Raw genomic sequence first — 18587 nt, 5'->3', positions numbered from 1 at the left:
TGGGCTACGTCCTCCTGGCATGCAGCAGCAGGATCGACGCGAGCTGCGGCCGGGCGCAGGCCAGCCGGTCCAGCGGGCGCAGCGGGCGTGGCACGCCGTGGAAGGGAGCCCCTTCGAGCCGTTCGACCGTGAATCCGGACGCGGCGACGAACTCCCTGAGAGCCCGGGCGGTGTAGAGCCGCAGGTGTCCCACGACCTCCTTGCCCGGGCGGCCGTGGATGCCGCGCAGGCTGACCTCGGAGAACACCGGCTGCACGCCGGCCAGCAGCAGGCCGCGGTTGTACCAGGCGGCGAGGTTCGGCGTGGACAGCATCAGATGCCCGCCGGGGCGCAGGATCCGGCGGATCTCGTCGAGGGCCGCGTCCGGGTCGACGAGGTGCTCGATGACCTCGCTGAACAGCACGGCGTCGGCCGAGCCGGACGCGAACGGCAGTCCGCCGCCGGTGAGTTCGCCGCGCACCGCGTACGGGATGCGGGTGCGGGCGCGGCGCAGGGCGTCCTGGGACCAGTCGACGCCGATGACGCGGTGGCCGGGCAGGAGCGGGGCGGCGGTGGCGGCGGCGGTTCCGTCCCCGCAGCCGATGTCGAGGATCGTCCGCGGGCTCGCGGTCGCCGGGCCGTTCAGGGCGCGGGCCAGCATGCGGGCCTGACGGAGGCTGCGCGGGGTGCCGGAGGCGACGGGCACGGCGGGGTTCTCGTAGAAGTCGCGCAGGTCGCGGGGTGGGGGTCCGGTGGTGGTCGGTGTGGTCACGGGGTCACCTCCGTGGTGTGCAGGTAGTGCTCGAAGAGGTCGCGGAGGTGGGCGCCGTCGCCGTGGCTGAGCAGCGCCTTCGACCAGCGCAGGGCCAGATGGAGGCGGCCCGCGGTGGAGGCGGTGGTCACGGTCAGGCCGCGCGGCATGCGGGCCGGGGCGGAGAACCAGACGGCGTGCGCGCGGCCCGCCTCGTCGCCGAAGTCGAGAGGGTAGGGGATGCGGCCGATGTTGCTGAGCAGGGTGGTCGACGTCCAGGGCGCGGCGGCTCTGCGCAGCGTGCGGGTGAGGGCGGCGCGGGCGGTGACGGGCGCCCAGGGCGCGGTCAGGAGGGCGGCGCCGTGGCCCAGCTGGGGGCGGGGGAGGGACTTCAGGGCGCGGGTCCGCTCCGCGGTGCGGCGCAGCAGGGCCGGCATGTCGGTGACGTCCAGTTCCCGCGGCGCGTACGGGACTTCCACCAGGCGGGTGCCGTTGCCGATGGGCATCGTGGTGTCGCGGGGGCGGTCGTCCACGGGCATCGTGATGCGCAGGGGGCGGGGACGGGCGCCGTGCTCCCTGTTCCAGTGGGCGATGGTCAGGGCCGTGGTGACCATGAGCTGGTCGTTGACGGTGTACGGGGAGCCCTTGGGGCGGTGCGGGAGGGGCAGCTCGGCGACGAGCATGCCGTTGCCGGGGGAGGGGTCGGGCGTGCCGTGCGCCACCCGCGCCGGGGGCGACCAGTTGGCCGGGGTGTCCGGGGGGTCCTGCCGGGGGTCGGTGGGTCGGGCCGGGGGTGCCGCCGGGGCGTTGTCCCGGCCGCCGTACAGCTCGGCGACCGTGGCCAGGACGCGGAGGCAGGCCGGGCCGTCCAGGGCGGTGTGGTTGATGGTGAGGAGGAGGACCGAGTCCACCACCTCCAGCCGGACCGGCGGGGACGCCGACAGGGGCGGGGCGGCCGCGAGGGCCCGGGCCCGGGCGTCGGGCAGGGCTCGGGGGCCCGGCGGGGCGAAGGTCACCACCTCCACGTCCGGCTCCGCCGTCAGCTCCCACTCGTACCTGCGCCGGTACCACGGCCCCCGCGCCTCCCGCATCAGGATCCGCGGATGCCGGTGCAGGGCCTCCAGGAAGGCCTTGCGCAGCCGTGCCCGGTCGAGGGGGCCCGGGAGGTGGACCTCGATGTGGACGGTCTCCGGCTCCTCCTCCTGGAGGCAGTGCCGGGAGACCTCGTCCACCACCGGGAACGGAATGCGTACCGGTGCCGTCATGCGGTCTTGCCCTCCCCCGTTTCCGTCCTCGGCAGCTGTTGCGTCGGCGCCTGCGGGCCCGGTCCCTCGCGCAGGCTCACCAGGCCCGCGAACAGGCCGATCAGCGCCAGCAGCTGGGCCAGATGCCCGAACGCGCCGTCACCGGCGCCCACCGGCTCCCCGGCCCCGGAGGCCGCGACGATCCCGGCTGCGGCCAGGGCGGCGAACGCGATCGGCACCAGCAGGGTGTGCCGTCGCGCGGCGAGCAGCGCCAGGGCCGGGACCAGCAGCGCGAACCAGCCCGCGATCACCACGGCGACCAGCGTCAGCGCCACCGTGCCGAGCCACAGCCCGGGCAGCGGCGGGGCAGGCTGGGGCGCGTCGGGGTTGGCGGCGCGGCGGCGCCACAGCGCCAGGCCCAGCAGGACCGCGATGCCGGCGCCGCTGCCGATCAGGGCGGCGTCGTACGTCGTGGCCGGCTCGTAGGACAGCTTGACGTCGCCGCCCGCCCCGGCCGGGACCCGCCAGCCCTGCTGCCAGCCGTCCAGCCGCACCGGGGTCAGCTCCTTGCCGTTCAGAGTGGCCTTCCAGCCGTCGTTGAAGTTCTCGTACGTCGTCAGGTACGAGGCGGCGCCCGAGCCCACCGTGACCGCGCGCCGGTCGCCCAGCCAGTCCCGGATCCGCAGGTCACGCCCGGCCGCCGCGGCCTCGGGGACCGTGCCGCGGGTCAGCGTCACGTCCGTGAGCGCGAGCGGGCCGGCGTCTCCGCCCTCCAGCCGGTGCTCTCCGGCCGCGAGCCGCACCTCGGCGTCGCCCCGGCCGTCCTGGCAGAGGGTCACCCGCACGCCCCGGCGCTCCACCAGATCCCGCACGGTGCCCTTCGCGCTCGTCTGGTACAGCTCGCCGTCCAGCGCCACGTCCGGGCCCTTGCCGCACGGCAGGGAGAATTCCCGGGTGCCGTCCGGCTGCGGGGTGCGGTACTGGTCGAGGGACGGGACGTACGCCTCCGTGAGACCCACCGGAAGGCGCAGGTCCTCGTCGGCGACCGGGTTGTGCAGGGTCAGCGGGGCCGTCTCGGTGATCGTGATGTCGAGCCGGTCCGTGGTGATCGGCGGGAAGCGGACCCAGCCGTTCTCGTCGGCGCCGGCGATGGCCGCGCCGTCGGGGGAGCTGATGTGCACCTCGGAGGCGCGGGCGGACAGTCCGCCCGCGGGGGCCAGGACCAGTTCGCCGACCGGCTGCTTGCCCTCCCAGCGCAGGTGGATCGTCGGCCGGTCGCCGGCGATCCACGCCGTCGTCAGGTCGCCGTCGGTGAGGTTGCGCGCCGCGAGGCCCGCGCCGAGGCGCGCCGTGGAGTCTGCGGTGGCGACGATCCGGGCCTGCTGCTCGGGCGCGACCTCGTAGAGCAGCTCGTCGAGTGCCTCGCCCGGCACCGGCACCGCGTTCGCCCGCACCTCGAACGTCCCGGCGGCCGGAGTCGTGAAGCGGCGGTGCAGGCCCGCCTCGGTGCCGGTCGCGGACAGACCCGTCGGGTCGGAGGCGCGGTGCAGGGAGACGACGGTGGCGGCCGACGTGGCGTCCTCGGCGTTCGACGGGAGCCGCAGCAGACGGGTCACCTGCACGTCCGGCAGGTCGATCTCGGAGAACCCGGCGCCGGTGAGACCGGTCCGGCGCTCCACGGAGTCCACGATCGTCAGCTTCATCCAGCCCGTCGCGCCCTCGGGCGCCTTGATCCGCTGCGTCATGCCGTTCGGCTGGAGGAAACTGGTCCTCTCGCCCTTCTCGGTCTCCACCCGCACCTTCGTCGCGGCGGCCCGCACGCTCTCCTGCGGCAGCGGCGTCACCTTGAAGGAGGACGGCATGTCGTAGGAGCCGGTGAAGCCGATGCGCAGCCACTGCCCGTCCGGCGTGTCCGGCGCGCCCTCCGCCCACGCGGTGTCCGGGTTGCCGTCGAAGGCGTTCACGGGGTCGTACTGCGGCAGGTGGAACAGCCAGTTGCCGTACGAGGACGCCGACACCGAGCGGGCGCCGCGCAGTTCGGCCACCGTCTGGTGGTCCGTGCCCTCGGCGGGCAGGATCTGGCGCGGCTTCTCGCCCGGGTCCTGCTGGGCATCCGGCGCGTTGCGCTCGTCGCGCGTGTACGTGTACGACGTACCGGCGTTGACCAGCCCGAACCGGGTGTCCGCCCGCCGCAGCCCGTCACCCACCACCTGCACGGCGGGAGTGCCGAGCCCGGGGTGGTTGTCGCCGGTCAGGACGGTCGCCCGGCCGCGCAGCCGCTCCGCCAGCGGCAGCAGCGCCTCCGGTCCGCCGGACACCACGGCCGTGTCGGAGACCGGGGCGAGTCCGGCCTGCCCGGGGCGGATCACGTCGTCGCCCGTCGGACGGTAGATCTCCACGGCCCGCTGCCGCGGGTACAGCCCCTCGACCTGGAGCGGCGCGTCCTGCGCGATCCGCCCGCCGGTCATCACCGGCCCGAGCCCCGTCACCCGCTCGTACCCCGACTGCTCCAGGGTGCGCTTGACGGTCGTGGTGGGCACGTAGCCGATCTGGTCGGGATCGAGGTCGTTGCGTACGACGACGTAGTACAGCCCCGCCCGGCTCAGGTAGTCGGCCAGGCCCGGCACCTCGGCGCCGGACATCAGCGCCTGCTCGACGGCGTCCATGGCACGCCGGTTGCCGGGCGTGCCGAACGGCACGTAGTCGCGCTGTGCCCAGCGCGACTCGGCGAGCACGTCGAGCGGCTGGTCGATGGGCGAGCCCCAGGTGTACACACCGTGCGCGGTCGCCGGGACGACCAGGGCACGCGAGTCGGGGGAGTACTTCTCCAGCCAGTCGGCCGTGGCCTGCCAGTAGGCGGGGAGCTTCTGGAAGGAACCCGGGTTGAGGATCGAGCCGTTGAGGTAGGGCCACAGCAGCCCCGGCAGGATCAGCACGGCCGCGATCAGCGGGGCGAGGCGCCGGCCGCGCACCTGCCGGGCCCCGCGCGGCTCGGAGGCCACGCCCACCAGATGCGCCAGACCCAGCACGAGCGCCAGCGCCACACCGGTCTGGAACTTGTAGATGTTCCGGAAGGGCGACAGCCACCCGTCCAGCCAGCCCTGCACGACGCCGTGGAACGGCGCCCCGAACGCCCCGCCGTACCCGGCGAGCAGCACTGCCGCGGCCACGAGCACCGTCAGCACCAGCCACCGCCGCTCGGGCATGTCCCGCCGGGCGAGCCCGGCGAGGCCGAGTCCGGCGGCGAGCGCCGAGCACACGATCACGACGACGGAGGAGGCCACGGCCCAGCCGGCCGGCAGCCACGCCTCACCGAGGTGCAGATAGGCGACCCAGTTGCCGGCCCCGCGCAGCGCCTCGGTCGCCGCCATGGTGTCCGTCGTCGTCTGCGAGGTCTCTATATAGGGGAGGAAGTTCTCGCCGTAGACGCCGAGCAGCAGCAGCGGCACCCACCACCAGGCCGTCACCACGATCACGGCGGGTGCCCACCAGACGATCAGCTTGCGCTGCCGCGGGCCGGGCGGCCGGGACAGCAGGTACAGCCCGACCGGCAGCAGCGACGCCAGGGTCGCCGACGCGTTCACTCCGCCCATGAACGGCACGAGCAGCGCCGACCGCAGGGCCGCGACCCGGGCGGCGTACCGCTCGTTCGTCAGCGGCAGCAGCACCCACGGCAGGAACGCCCCCGGCAGCGCGGCGGCCGACGTCGACCCGATCACGGTCGTGAACACCGGCCACAGCGCGTACGCCACCGCACCCAGCAGCCGGGAGGCCCCGCTCCCCACCCGCAGCCGCTCCGCCAGCCGCAGCGCCCCCCAGAAGGCGACGGACACGATCAGCGACAGCCACAGCCGCTCCGCCAGCCACACCGGCAGCCGCAGAAGGTCGCACAGCCAGTAGAACGGCAGCATCGGCCACAGATAGCCGATGTACTGGTCCTGGATCCCGCCGAACCCGGCCCGGTCGTGCCACAACTGGCCCAGATCGGCGAGGAACTGGCCCGGATCGACCGTGACACCGAGCTTGGTGTCGAAGGTCTGCCGCCCCGGCCGCACCGCGAGGAACAACACGAACATCACGGCCCAGAAGCCCATCAGCCAGCGCCGCGACCGCGGGCCGTCGGGCGGGCCCGCGGCGGTCGCGGTGGTGGGGACGGCTGCCGGGGGAGGAGCCTGAACCGTGGTCGTCATGCAGGACACCGCCGCAGAATGAGGAGGAGGTTCCAGGTGGCGAACTCGCGGATGCCGGGCGCCTTGACGACGGCCTCCGCGAGGAACGGCCAGTAGCGGGAGCGTGCCGAGACGACCGTGACGTCGTCCCGGGCGCGCACCTGCCGCAGGGTGGAGCCGATGTGCACGGCGAACAGGTTCTCGCCGAGGGTGTGCTTGGCAGGCATGCCGGTCCGCCGCAGGTAGCGGGCCCGGGCCCGTTCGGCGCCGAGGTAGTGCCACGGGGCCCACTCGTGCCCGCCCCACGGCGACAGCCAGTTGGTGAACGACACGTAGATCAGCCCGCCGGGCCGCGTCACCCGGGCCAGTTCACTGAGGAACGTCTCCGGGTCGGCCACGTGCTCCAGCACGTTGGAGGAGAAGGTGACGTCGGCGACGCCGTCCCGCAGGGGCAGCAGGTACCCGTCCGCGACGACGGCCGAGTCGGGGGGTTTCTCACCGAGTTCGGCCAGGTCGGGCTCGAAGAGGAACGCGTTCGCCCCGCGCCGCCGGAACTCCTCGGTGAAGTACCCGCCGCCTCCGCCGACGTCGAGCACGGTACGCCCGGCGACCGGCCCGTCGTAGGACTCGACCTGGTCGACGGCGTCGCGGGCGAGCAGCGAGTAGCAGGCTTCTGGGTCGTCCTGCTCGTGCAGGAAGGCACGGAACAGGGCGAGAGATCTCCGGAACGAGGGGTCGCGCACAGAGGGGCGCGAGGCTGAGACATCTGCGGGTCCGCCGCGCGGGCGCGTGGGCGGCTTCACGGGGCCCAGCTCCTCACCGCCTCCGTGGCGACCGCCCTGAACTGCCGCACCGTCCGGTCCCACCGGAACTGCGCAGCCCGCTCCCGCGCCGCCTTCCCCATCAACTCCCGCCGTCGCCCGGAGAGGGCCAGCGCGCACCATGCCGCGGCGAAGGAGGACTCGCCCTGCGCGAGGACCCCCGTCTCCCCGTCGACCACGGAGTCCTTGAGCCCCGGCACGTCGAAGGCGACGGCGGGTGTCTCGCGCGCCGCGGCCTCCGTCACGACCAGCCCCCACCCCTCCACCGCGGAAGGGTGCAGCAGCAGCCAGGCCGCGCACAGCAGCCGGTGTTTCTCTGCTTCGGACACATATCCCGTGAACTCGACGCCGGGCCCGGCCAGTTGCTCCAGGCGGCCCCGCTCGGGCCCGTCCCCGACGATCACCAGCCGCCCGCCGGTCACCGGCCGTACCCGCTCCCACAGCCGCAGCAGCAGATCGATCCGCTTGTACTCGACGAGCCGCCCGACGGCGACGAACAACGGCTCCGGTGAGCGCTCGGCCCTCGGCCCCGGCTCCTCGACTCCGTTGTGCACGACGCGGATCCGGTCCCGCTCGACGCCGATCGCCCGCAGCGCGTGCGCGGTCGAGGAGGACACGGCGACGAGCAGGCTCCGCTGCTGCGCCCCGGTCAGCGCCCAGTGTTCGAGTCTTCGGCCGATCCGCGCCGCCGGGGCCAGCGGCCCGCCGAAGCGCATCGGCCACAGGTCCGTGTGGACGTGGTTGACCAGGGTCAGCGTCGGCCCCCGGTGCCACAGCGGCGCCAGGTAGGGCATGCCGTTGCACACCTCGACCAGCAGGTCGCAGTCGCCGATCTGCCGGGTGAAGGCCGACCGGGCGCGCAGATAGTGGCCGTAGGGGCCGCCGGCGGAGACGACCCGGTAGTCGCGGATGGGGGCACCACCCTGCTCGAGCGAAGCCGAGAGCTTGGGGGAAGCCGGCCCTCCGCACAGCAGGGTCACCTGGTGCCCCAGCCGGGTCAGTCCGTCGGCGAGTCGGTCGACCAGCAGCTCGGAGCCGCCGGCGGAGGGGTTGTCCAGATCACGATGGGCGAGAAAAACGATCCGGCGCGGATGTGGGGGGAGCGCCGAGAGGTGCTGCGACGCACTGGGGAGCGCGGCACGCAGCCGGGACGGTACGTGCTGGGGCATGGGTGCTCCAACTCGTGTCGGGGTGCGGAACTCAGCGTGGGGAAACGTGGGGGGGGTGTGGTCGTCACAGGGGGTCGGTCTGTGCGGAGCCTGAGCTCTTCCTGGGAGGGGAGTGTGGACGGGATGTGCTCGGGTGGGGTTGGACAGTTTTCGCCCGGACGTTCGCCACGGCTACTCACCGGCGTGACAATTTCCGGCTTTGTTGGAGCTGACGTCACATCACATCGTGAGGGTGGGCTGGGGCGTACCGGACGTATCGGCCGGAACGGGGCTCTCCGGCTCCTTCCGCCCACGCGCCACGAGAACGCCACCCGCCACCGCCAGCACGAAGCCCCCCGCCGCCGCCCCGATCGGCAGCGTCGTGCCCACCGTCCGCAGTAGCCCGCTGTCCCGCTTCGCCTGCCGCACGGCTTCCTTCTGCGTCGCGGTCGTGAATGAGACCTTCCGGCTGTCCAGCAGCACCGCCGCGTCCTTTTTCCCGCCGGGCGCCCGCAGGGTCCGCTTCGGGCCCGTCTGCGCGTAGATCACACGGCCCGTCGCCTGGTCCACCACCAGCTCGAAACCGTGGTTGGAGTACCACTCCTCGGCCAGCACCTGCGGCCGGTTCGGCTGGTCCACGAGGCTGCCGGGCACCATGCGCGTGCCGGTCTTCGTCGGCGGCACGGAGCCGGTGAACTTGTAGCCCGTGTAGCCCTGGACCTTCGCGGTGCCCCGGTAGCGCAGGACGACCGTGTCGCCGAGCGTGTTGTCCCACCACTGGTAGGAGCGTTTCTGCACGTCGAAGGGGAACTTCAGATACGCCTCGCCCTCGATGTAGGGCTTCTCCCCGCAGCAGTGCACGGGCCGTGTGGTCTTCCGGTCCATCACCCAGCGGTGCGGCACGAAGTCCAGCGCGTCGTGCGGATCGGCGGCCGGCAGCGACTTGTCGGTGTCGACCGTGGTCGTCACGTCCCAGACGGCGTTGCCGCTGCGTTCGCTGTCCTCGACGTTGCCCCGCACCCGCTGGGTCACGGTGATCTTCCGGTCGGGAACCGTCTCGATCCGGTCAGTGTCGAAAACGCTGCCCCGGCCGGTGTAGACGGCGGTGGTGTCGATGTCGATCGGGTTCACCGCTGCACGGGGCTCCACGTACCAGGCGAGCAGGGGCGCCAGCACCAGCAGGAACGTACCGAGACCCAGCAGGACCAGGGAAAAGGGAGAGGTTGTACGGCGCATCCGGGCACTCCAGTGGCTTGGGACGGCTCGACGTACGAGAGGGCCGGCACGGCGGCGGAATGCGCACGTGCGGTTGGGCCGGGAACCGTAGGCGGCTCTTGACGGGGTGTCAATGCTTGTCGAGACTGGGCGCGACAGGCAGGGACGGGACGCCGAGGTGGGGAAACCTCCGGACGATCTCCGGACGAATCCGGACAGAGAGGCTGACCCTGCGATGTCGAGACTGCTCGCTGCCGCGCTGACCGTCGCGCTCGCCGCCGCCCTCGCCGTGGGCGCCGCGCTGGGCGTCGTCGCGCTGCTCGAAGCCACACCCGACCAACCGAACACCCCCCTGATCACGTACGAGCAAACAGGGCAGGGGAGTTGACCGTGACGGCCGCCCGCACCGCAGCCGCCCTCTCGACGCGCTCGGCCTGGCACGAGGTACCGCGCTTCCAGGTACGCCGGTTCGCCGCGATCGCCATGGCCGAGGCGCCCGCCCTCGCCGAGGAGATCCTCTGCGAGATCCAGCGGGAGTACCCGCACCTGCCCGTCGTCCTCGACGACTCCGGCGAGCCGATGGCCCTGGTCGGCATCCGCCGTGCCATCGAGGTCTTCGTGCAGCACCTGGAGCACTCGGAGGGGCGTCCGACCGTCCCGCCCGGCGTCTTCCAGGACTTCGGCCGCGGCGAGGGCCTCAACGGCCGCTCCCTCGACTCCCTCCAGGCCATCTACCGCATGGGCGTACGCCTGGCCTGGCGCCGCTTCGCCGACATCGGCCAGCGCGTGGAGATCCCGCCCCCGGCCATGTACGAACTCGTCGACGCGGGCTACGAGTACCTCGACGGCCTGGTCGACCAGTCCGTACGCGGTTATGCCGAGGCAGCCGCCCGCCAGGCCGGGGAACGCCTGCGCCTGCAACGCCGCCTCATGGAACTCCTCCTCGCCGAGCACCACCGCGGCGACCCCTCCGAGGCCCTGACCGAACGCGCCGCCCGGATCGGCTGGCCCTTACCGGCCAAGGTCGCGGTCGGCGTCCTGCTCCGCCCGGCCCGCGAGGCGATGGCCCCCGCGGTCGGCCAGGGCGTCCTGCTGGACATGGAGTACGAGCAGCCCCGCATGGTCGTGCCCGAGCCGGACGCGGCGGGCCGGTCCGAGCTCATGCACCGGGCCCTGGCCGGCTGGTCCGGCGCGATCGGCCCACCGGTCCCGCTCACCGAGGCGGCCAAGTCCCTGCGCTGGGCGGAGGCCGCGGTCCGCCTGATGGAACGGGACCTCCTGCCCTCCGGCGAGGTCCTCTACTGCACCGAGCACACCGAGGCCCTGGTCCTCCTCCAGCCCGAGGAGCTCATCGACGACCTGGCCCTGAGGTGCCTGGCCCCCCTCACCCACTGCGGCCCCACCCACGCCCGCCGCCTCGCCGAAACCCTCCTGGCCTGGCTGGAAACCCGAGGCGGCGCCCCGGAGGTCGCCACCCGCCTGGGCGTCCACCCCCAGACGGTCCGCTACCGCCTGCGCCAGATCCGCGAACTCTGGGGCGACGAGATCGACGACCCCGACCGCCGCTTCGAACTGGAACTGGTGCTGCGGGCGCAGCGGTTGCGGGGGGAGCTGGGAGGGATGGGAGGGCGGCGTGCCCGGTAGCGGCGCCGCCCCGGCGTCATACCGTGGCCCGCTCCCTCGCCGCGGTCCGCCCGGATGCGGGAGCGTCCAAGTGGGCCACCACCGAGGTGTGGAAGCGGTGCACGGCGTCGTCGACGCTCCGGATGAACCCGGACTCCGCGCTGCCGCGGCCGCTTCCCATGCCCTTGAAGAGTGACAGCCGGAACCCGGTGATGCGGGTCGAGCCGTCTTTCGGCAGCAGATCCCCCGGTTCGGGACGCAACCGCTCCAGCGTGCCCCGCGGGCCGCCCGCATCGCCCTCCACAAGAGTCTCGACGTGCAGGTCCGCCGGCGCCTCGGCGAGACGACGGACCAGGCGCTTGGCCCAGGTCAGTGGGTAGCCCTGCTCGGGCGCCGGGATCTCCACGGACGTGCGCAGCTTGGCGGTCCGCAGATCGGCGCTGATGGTCAGCAGGCCGGGTGCCCCCTCGACCCGCAACTCGGCCTGAAGCCTGCCCTCCAGGCACAGCTGGTCCGCCAAGCGGGCGCGGCGGGCCCCGGGGTCGGTACCTCGCCGGGAACGCTGGGCGGGCAGCACCTTCTGCCCCAGCTCGCCCCCGAGCCGCAGGCACACCTGCCGGATGAGCCGCTCCCAGCTTTCCACGACCTCCAGGGCGCGGGGGTCGCCCTGGCAGAGGGTCTCGTCGTTGATCCCGTTGCGCACGGGCACCCATGCTGCGCCCATGTTCTGAAAGCCGTGGCAACCGGAGTTGTCGTGCTGGAGGTAATGGAGCAGATCCTGGAGCAACCAGGTGCGCGCCGCGTTGCCGACACCCTCGTGCCGGATCAGCATCTGGGCCTGGTGGGCCACTTCGGCCCAGGACAGGTGCCAGAGCGCCACCTGGTGCTTGCGGCGCCGGTCGATCTTCACGTCGACCAGGGGGCTGCCCTCCAGCGCCACGTCGTTCGACAGGGTGATCACGGCCTCGTAGCCACGCCGGGCCGCGATGTCCATGTACGCCTGCACCTGGTCGGACTTCAGGGGATTGCCGTTGGTCTTGGTCTCGACGAGGGCCGTCCACAGCTTGCCCGCGCGCTCGACGCGAATGACTCCGTCGGGGCGCCGTGGTGTGTCCCCGTGCGGCAGGGAGACTTCGGTGAACGTCTCCATGCGGCCGGACGGCGCGCCGAAGGGAGCGGTGACGCGCCGGCCGAACCGCGGCACCTGGGCCATCACCGACAACAGCACCGACGTGGCCCGCGTCTCCCGGTCCCGGTCGTTCTTGAGCGCAGACACCGGGAAGAGCCGGGCCTGTCTCCAGGACTCGTTCTCCGCCAGACTCTTCACGGGCGCCTTGCATGGTGTGACCCGCTTCTTCGCGGTGCGGGGCCGACCGGCCCGCTTCTTCGGCGGGGCCTGTTCCTCGGCCGGCGGGCGCGGTGCGGGGACCGCCTCCAGCGTCGCCTGCGGTGGAGTACCGGGGGAGCTCACGATGAGCTCCGGCGCCGCCTCCGTCGCGGACTCCGCCTCGTCGTCCTCGATGTCGACGCCGAAGTCCGTCGCCAGCCCCGCCAGCCCGCTCTCGTACCCCTGACCGACAGCCCGGAACTTCCACTCCTCGCCCCGCCGGTACAGCTCACCGAAGATGATCGCGCTCACCTGGCCGGCGTCCTCGATGACGAACCGGAGGAGGCTCTCGCCCACGGCGTCGGCCAGCGTCACCTTCAGGCCGTCCAGTTCGCCGAAGCGCGCCCCTTCGTAGCGGCTCGCGGCCACGACGATCCGCTCCACCTCCGCCGGTACCGCGGTCAGGTCGAAGCTGATCCGGTCCTCGCTGCCGTCTCCCGTCGGCTCCTTGCCGAGAAGCTGCACGCTGCCGTCGGCGGCCACCGGGTTGTTGTAGAAGTAGAAGTCGGCATCGCTGCGTACCTTGCCGTTCCCGTCCAGCAGCAGGACGGACACGTCGGCGTCGCCCTCCCCGGTCGGGCTGGACCAGCCCAGGCTGACGATCGCGGAGCCGATGTTCTCGCTCAGGGCCGTTAAGGACACGTTCGAGCCCATGGTCATGTCACGCACAGAAATCCCCCACCTCTGCGACACCTGTGACGTGTCGCACACCGGGCACTTTAATGGGCACACCACGCGCATGTGGGGCGCTCGTGGGATTCCGCTCGCAGGGCCTCCGCCCATTGCCCGGACATACCTCTATGGCTAGCCTGTGTTCGTCATGCCGATCGCCTGTTGAAATATCGAACACAGGCGCCTGAGACATATAGGGAGGGGGCCGGTCGTGGGACGCCTCGTACCAGCCGTGACCCGGGCTCTCGACATTCTGGAGCTCTTCCTCGACGGGGACGGCACGCTCTCCGCCCCCGACATCGTGCGCAAGCTCCAGCTGCCGCGCACCACCGTGCACGAGCTGGTGACCACGCTCGCCGCCCGGAAGTACATCGTCCCGATGCCCGGTCAGCCAGGACGCTACCGGCTCGGCGTACGGCCGTACCAGCTCGGTGCCCGGTACTCCGAGCAGCTCGACCTCGCGGCCGAGGGACAGCAGGTCGCCCGGTCCGTCGCCGAGACCTGCGACGAGACCGTGCACGTGGCGATCCTGGAGGACACGGACGTCATCTACATCGCCAAGGTCGACTCCACGCACGCCGTGCGGATGGTGTCGGCGGCCGGGCGCAGGCTGCCCGCCCACTGCACCTCCGTCGGCAAGATGCTGCTGGCCTCCCTTCCCGAGCCGGAGCTCACCGCGCGCATCCCGGACAACGCCCGGCTGGTCGCGATGACCCCCAACAGCATCACCGACCCGGGCGCGCTGCGCGAGGCCCTGGCCGAGATCCGTGAGCGGGGCCTCGCCGTGGAGAACCGCGAGTCCAACCCGGACGTGTCCTGCGTGGCCGCGCCGGTCCGCGACCGCACCGGGCAGGTCGTCGCCGCCCTGTCGATCTCCGTGCCCATGATCCGCTGGAGCGAGGAGCGCCGCCCCGAGCTGGAGCAGCTCGCCGTCAAGGGCGCCGCCGAGCTGTCCGAGCGCCTCGGTCACCGGGGCGTGGCATGACGGCGCCGTACGAGGTCGCGGTGCGGGCCGAGGCCGAGCTCGGCGAGGGCCCCACCTGGGACGCGGCGGCCGGCCGGCTGCTGTGGATCGACATCCTCGGCTCCCGCCTGCACACCTACGACCCGGCCACCGGGCACCGCACGGTCCGCCGCACGGAACAGCACATCGGCGCCGTCAAGCCGCGCGCCGGCGGCGGTCTGGTGCTGAACCTGCGCGACGGGATCGGCCTCCTCGGCCCGGACGACGGCTTCCGCTGGCTCCACCACGAGCCGGTCCCCGGCCGCCGCGCCAACGACGCCGCCGTCGCGCCCGACGGCGCCCTGTGGGCGGGCACGATGCGCTACGACGAGGCGCCGGGGGGCGGCACGCTGTCCCGCGTCACCGGCGAGGGCACCGTGGACGTCGTGCTCGACGACGTCGCCGTCAGCAACGGCACGGGGTGGAGCCCCGACGGGCGGCTCATGTACTACATCGACTCCCCGACCCGCCGGGTCGACGTCTTCGACCACGCGGACGGGCGCGTCTCCGGACGGCGGACCCTCGCCGGGATCGAGGAGAGCGCGGGCTTCCCGGACGGGCTGACCGTGGACGCCGAGGGGTGCGTGTGGGTCGCCCTGTGGCAGGGCTCGGCGGTGCGGCGGTACACGCCGGACGGCCGGCTGGACCGGGTGATCGAACTGCCGGTGCCACTGGTGACGGCCTGCGCGTTCGGCGGGCCCGACCTGACCGACCTGTACATCACCACGGCCCGTGCCGGGCTGACCGGGCCGCCCGCGCTCGCGGGTTCCCTCTTCGTGGTGCCCAGGGCGGGCAAGGGACTGGCGCAGCCCGCGTTCGCCGGCTGACCGGACCGCGGGAAGGGCCGGGGCGTCCGCGCGTGCGGAGACGGGGAGCGGCCCGGGCCGGGCCGCCCCGCTCTCAGCGTCCCGTCCGGTCCAGCCGCCGCAGGACCGCCCGCTCGTCCTCCGTCAGCGGCGCCCCCACCGCCGCCGGCAACGGCGGCCCGCTCAGCGTGGCCAGGACCGTCGAGGGCCGTAGCAGCCGCGTCGGCCCGGTCGTCATGCTCATCACGTCCCAGACCGCCGACGCCGCCGTGTACGAACCGGTCGCCGTGCGGATCATGCGGCGGGTGTAGGCGGTGACCATACGGTCGACGACCCCGGGCGAGCCCCCGCGCGTCCCGGGGTACCAGACGTCCTGGCTCACCGCCATCGTCCACGCGGCCTCCACCGGCCTGGCCACCCGCCGCTGCACACGCCGGGCGAGCCCGGGCTCGCCGAGGCCGGACCGCCTCAGCTCGCGGTCCAGCTCCCGGGCGCCCAGCGCCGCCACCGACATGCCCTGCCCGTAGGCGGGGTTGAACGTGGCCAGCGCGTCACCGAGGACGACGAGGCGGTCGGGCCAGGAGCGCACCTTCTCCAGGTACCGGCGGTGATTGCTGGTGCTGCGGCTGACATGGACCTCGGTGAGCGGTTCCGCGCCGGAGATCAGCCGGCCCACGATGGGGTCGGGCAGGTCCAGGGTGTACCGGAGGAACGCGTCCGGGTCGGACGGCGGTTCGCCGCCGCCCCGCGTGCCGGCGAGGCTGACCATCCAGCGGTCGCCCTCGATCGGCAGCACCATGCCGCTGCGGCCGGGCCGCCCCTGATACGGATCGGCCTGCACCATGGCCAGGGGGAAACTCCCGGCCCCCTCGGGAGTGCGGTAGAGCCGGGTGGCGTTCACCAGGCCGGCGTCCACCGTCTTCTCGCGCACGTCGTCCACGCCCAGCCGCGCCAGCCAGGTCACGATCCGCGAGCCGCGTCCGCTCGCGTCCACCACGAAGTCGGCGGCGAGGTCCTCCTCCCCGGCGGCGGTCGAGAGGCGCACCCCGGTCACCCGCTGCCGCGAGCCCGTCAGCTCCAGCACCCGCGCCTTGCGGACGACCACCCCGGTGCTGTCCAGCACGGCGCCCCGCACCGCCCAGTCGAGCAGCGCCCGGGTGCAGGTCAGCATCCGCGGTCCGGGGTGACGCCAGCGCCGGAACCAGCCCTCGGGCGTGAGGGCGACCATGCCCGAGCCGAGCGCTATCTCGTGCGCACCGGCGGCGAGCAGGTGCTTGCGCATGCTCACGCCCGGCACCAGCTCCTCCATGGGGGCCAGGCCGCCGGCCATGAGGAGATGGGCGTGACGTCCCTGCGGCAGGCCCTTGCGGTGCTCCGGCCCCTCGGGCAGATCGTCGCGGTCGAGCACGACCACCTCGTCCGCGACGGCGGACAGGGCCGCCGCGGCCAGCATGCCGGCCAGCCCCGCACCGATGACGACAGCTCTACGCGACATGCGACTCCCCGCACTCAGCCATGAAGGCTCCTCCGCCCTGAGGGCATTCCCCGGCGTCCGGCCACAGCCGCGCGGCACACAACACCCGTCCGCCGGCACCGGTTTCGAGCCATACGGGCCTCGTTCCGGACGGCTCTCACCGTACCTTCACGTACCGTCCGCGGCCCCCGTGCGGGTCTCGTCCGTGCATTCCGCCGGGCACGACGGGCGTGGTCAGCCGGTGAGCGACCTGCCGTCCGTGTGGTCACGCGCCAGGGCGCGGATCGCCCTCAGGTCCTCCGCGCGGCGCAGGGCCCGGGACACGGCGCCGATCTCGCGCAGCAGGTCCGTGGTGTCACGGGCACCGGTGCCGTCGTCCTCCCGTGTCCGGTTCCTGGCGTCGGCCGCGTCCAGGATCGCCGCGGTGGCGGCGAGTGTCTTCGCCAGGCCGGGCGGGTGGCCGAGGGCGAGGGCTGCGTCGTGGAGCCGTTCGCGCCGGTCCTCGTCGATGTGCCGGGCGAGCGGCAGCAGCACGTCGCGGATGAACGTCTCCCGGCGGACCAGTCGCAGCTCCGGCGTCGCGCGCAGCAGGAACGGGACCCCGGTGCCGTTGACCGTCCTCATCAGCTGGTACAGCGGCCGCAGTTCGTGGAGGGCGAGCCGGACGTGCCAGCGGCCGTGCAGGTACTGCCCGGCGTGCGGGAGGATGAAGCCGACCGCGATGAGCACGGCGGACAGGCAGGCCAGCGGCGGGGCGACGGCCGTGCTCAGCCAGTCCACGTTCCGTCCGGACCAACGGGCCACCACGGCACTGATCTTGGCGGCGTCGAAGAGCAACTGCGCCGCGTAGCCCACGCCGAGGAACTTCAGCCCCCAGCGCAGCAGCGAGTCGAGCCCGTCGGTGCGGACCCAGTTCCAGATCAGCCCGTTGGTGACCAGCGCGGCCACGGTGTGCGCGAGCAGGTAGAGCACGATCACCTCGCGCATGTACGGGGTGTTCGCGTAGTACGTGTCGAGATCCCGCAGCCGCTCCACCGGCACGTCCGCGAGGGCGAACAGCACCCACATCGCGACGATCACGCCCGAGTAGACCGCCACGACCCCGCGCATCGCGCGCCGGGTGCGGTCCGAGCGGTCGGACAGACCGTTGCGCCAGGAAATGATCAGCAGCAGGCAGAAGGCGCAGAACGCGGTGAGCAGCGAGTAGACCCAGGGGCCGGAGAAGTTCGCCACCCCGGTGAGCCGGTTGACCCGGGCGATGGTCGACGGCGCCACGAAGACGAACACCGCGCAGGCGAGCAGCAGCAGCCCGCCGACCGCGCGCAGCATCGGGTCCCTCCAGAGCCGGATGATGCTCGGCAGCTTGATGGCCAGGGCGGCGGCTAGGACCCCCGCGGGGATCCACCAGAAGTTCGGGTAGAACTGGTTGACGAACTCGGCCGGGGTCAGCGCCACCGACGTCACGGTGCCGCACCTCCTCGCGGCCCCCGGTAGTACAGCGACCGCTGCACGGGTTCGAGGGGTACGTCCGGCTCCCGCCCACCCGGCAGCAGCGACCGGCACCCCGCCGCCAGCCGGTGCCCGAAGGCGTCGGCCTCGGCCTCGTCCCGCTCCCGGGAGCCGTTGCGGGCGGCCACGGCCAGCGCGACGTCCTCCCACCCCGGCCGGTCGGCGAACGCGTGGGCCGCCGCCGCACCCGCCCCGTGGTGATGCCCGTGCCCGGCGTGCAGGTGCCACAGCTCGTGCCCGAGGATCACCAGCTGCTGCACGTCCTCGGCCCGTTCCTCGACGATGACCAGGTCGAAGTCCTGGAACTCCACCCACAGGCCGGTCACTTCGATCTCGTCCGGGAAGCGCTCGAACCGCAGCTCGACGGGCCGTCCGCCGCGCCGCCTGCTCATCTCCTCGCAGAGCGCCCGGCACAAGGCCCGTACGTCGGTGGGGTACTCGGGTCTTTTCCGCACCGCGGTGGCGAGCTCGGCGGCCAGGCCGCGCATGGCCGAGCCACTGCGTGAGCGCCTGAGCGCGGCGGCGATTCGGGCGGCCCTGACCCGCGCGCCCGCGATGTCCATCGCTCCCCCTTCTCGCCGCCGGCCGACGGCCTGTCGGCGTCCCCGAGACTACGCGCCCGAAAGTGTGCGCGTCATGCGATCCGACGTCCGATGTTCAAAGGGGAACGACCGTTCCTGTCCGGAAAAGTCCCGACCGAAGTCTGGCCGGACCATTGACGTGCAAGCGCTTCGAATTTACGGTCCCGTTCGAAGTAACGAGCGCTATCCGAAATATCGAACGGAT

General features: G+C 73.0%; 14 protein-coding genes. 4 read left to right on the top strand and 10 right to left on the bottom strand.

The window, feature by feature from the left end; translation table 11 throughout:
• Window positions 1-4 precede the first annotated feature (4 nt).
• From HNR57_RS06515 to pgfA, 6 genes are all read right to left on the bottom strand, one after another.
• Window positions 5-751 carry a class I SAM-dependent methyltransferase gene (locus HNR57_RS06515; RefSeq protein WP_184557522.1) on the bottom strand — a complete coding sequence of 249 codons (747 nt, stop codon included), beginning with the start codon at window positions 749-751 and terminating at the stop codon, window positions 5-7.
• Window positions 748-1995, bottom strand: a complete 1248-nt coding sequence (locus HNR57_RS06510; RefSeq protein ID WP_184557519.1) for a condensation protein — start codon at window positions 1993-1995, stop codon at window positions 748-750. The genes HNR57_RS06515 and HNR57_RS06510 overlap by 4 nt, the downstream gene beginning before the upstream one ends.
• A complete protein-coding gene (locus tag HNR57_RS06505; protein WP_184557516.1) occupies window positions 1992-6164 on the bottom strand; it encodes an alpha-(1->3)-arabinofuranosyltransferase in 4173 nt (1390 codons plus the stop codon). The genes HNR57_RS06510 and HNR57_RS06505 overlap by 4 nt, the downstream gene beginning before the upstream one ends.
• Entirely contained in the window at window positions 6161-6886 is a 726-nt protein-coding gene (locus tag HNR57_RS06500; protein WP_184558851.1) for a class I SAM-dependent methyltransferase, read from the bottom strand. Before HNR57_RS06500 ends, HNR57_RS06505 begins: the two co-directional genes overlap by 4 nt.
• Before the next feature lie 56 nt (window positions 6887-6942).
• Entirely contained in the window at window positions 6943-8133 is a 1191-nt protein-coding gene (locus HNR57_RS06495) for a glycosyltransferase family 4 protein (RefSeq protein ID WP_184557513.1), read from the bottom strand.
• 219 nt (window positions 8134-8352) lie between these two features.
• On the bottom strand, window positions 8353-9348 hold the full coding sequence (gene pgfA, locus HNR57_RS06490; RefSeq protein WP_184557510.1) for a cell envelope lipid trafficking protein PgfA: 996 nt from the start codon (window positions 9346-9348) through the stop codon (window positions 8353-8355).
• Between the two features lie 214 nt (window positions 9349-9562).
• On the opposite strand from pgfA, the gene HNR57_RS06485 reads away from it, so the two are divergent.
• Entirely contained in the window at window positions 9563-9715 is a 153-nt protein-coding gene (locus HNR57_RS06485) for a hypothetical protein (protein WP_167533774.1), read from the top strand.
• 2 nt (window positions 9716-9717) lie between these two features.
• Window positions 9718-10971 (top strand): PucR family transcriptional regulator, encoded by a 1254-nt coding sequence (locus HNR57_RS06480; RefSeq protein WP_184557507.1) that lies wholly within the window; start codon window positions 9718-9720, stop codon window positions 10969-10971.
• A 16-nt stretch (window positions 10972-10987) separates the two neighbouring features.
• On the opposite strand, the gene HNR57_RS06475 is transcribed toward HNR57_RS06480, so the two are convergent.
• On the bottom strand, window positions 10988-12997 hold the full coding sequence (locus HNR57_RS06475; protein ID WP_184557504.1) for a TerD family protein: 2010 nt from the start codon (window positions 12995-12997) through the stop codon (window positions 10988-10990).
• 223 nt (window positions 12998-13220) lie between these two features.
• Between HNR57_RS06475 and HNR57_RS06470 the strand changes: the two genes are divergently transcribed.
• Both HNR57_RS06470 and HNR57_RS06465 read left to right on the top strand, forming a co-directional pair.
• The gene (locus tag HNR57_RS06470) at window positions 13221-13994 is read left to right on the top strand and encodes an IclR family transcriptional regulator (protein ID WP_184557501.1); all 774 of its coding nucleotides are present in this window, start codon (window positions 13221-13223) and stop codon (window positions 13992-13994) included.
• Window positions 13991-14839 carry an SMP-30/gluconolactonase/LRE family protein gene (locus tag HNR57_RS06465; protein ID WP_184557498.1) on the top strand — a complete coding sequence of 283 codons (849 nt, stop codon included), beginning with the start codon at window positions 13991-13993 and terminating at the stop codon, window positions 14837-14839. The genes HNR57_RS06470 and HNR57_RS06465 overlap by 4 nt, the downstream gene beginning before the upstream one ends.
• A gap of 73 nt (window positions 14840-14912) precedes the next feature.
• Here HNR57_RS06465 and HNR57_RS06460 read toward each other — a convergent pair whose 3' ends face one another.
• The 3 genes from HNR57_RS06460 to HNR57_RS06450 form a co-directional block, all read right to left on the bottom strand.
• Window positions 14913-16313, bottom strand: a complete 1401-nt coding sequence (locus HNR57_RS06460; RefSeq protein ID WP_184557496.1) for an NAD(P)/FAD-dependent oxidoreductase — start codon at window positions 16311-16313, stop codon at window positions 14913-14915.
• A 213-nt stretch (window positions 16314-16526) separates the two neighbouring features.
• Entirely contained in the window at window positions 16527-17756 is a 1230-nt protein-coding gene (locus HNR57_RS06455; protein ID WP_184557493.1) for a DUF6545 domain-containing protein, read from the bottom strand.
• Window positions 17753-18364 carry a toxin-antitoxin system, toxin component family protein gene (locus tag HNR57_RS06450; protein ID WP_184557490.1) on the bottom strand — a complete coding sequence of 204 codons (612 nt, stop codon included), beginning with the start codon at window positions 18362-18364 and terminating at the stop codon, window positions 17753-17755. The genes HNR57_RS06455 and HNR57_RS06450 overlap by 4 nt, the downstream gene beginning before the upstream one ends.
• Window positions 18365-18587 lie beyond the last annotated feature (223 nt).

The organism is Streptomyces paradoxus (assembly GCF_014202475.1).
Classification (GTDB): Bacteria; Actinomycetota; Actinomycetes; order Streptomycetales; family Streptomycetaceae; genus Streptomyces; species Streptomyces paradoxus.
The sequence above is the reverse complement of the archived record's forward strand: the minus strand, read 5'-3'. Positions and strand labels throughout refer to the sequence as shown.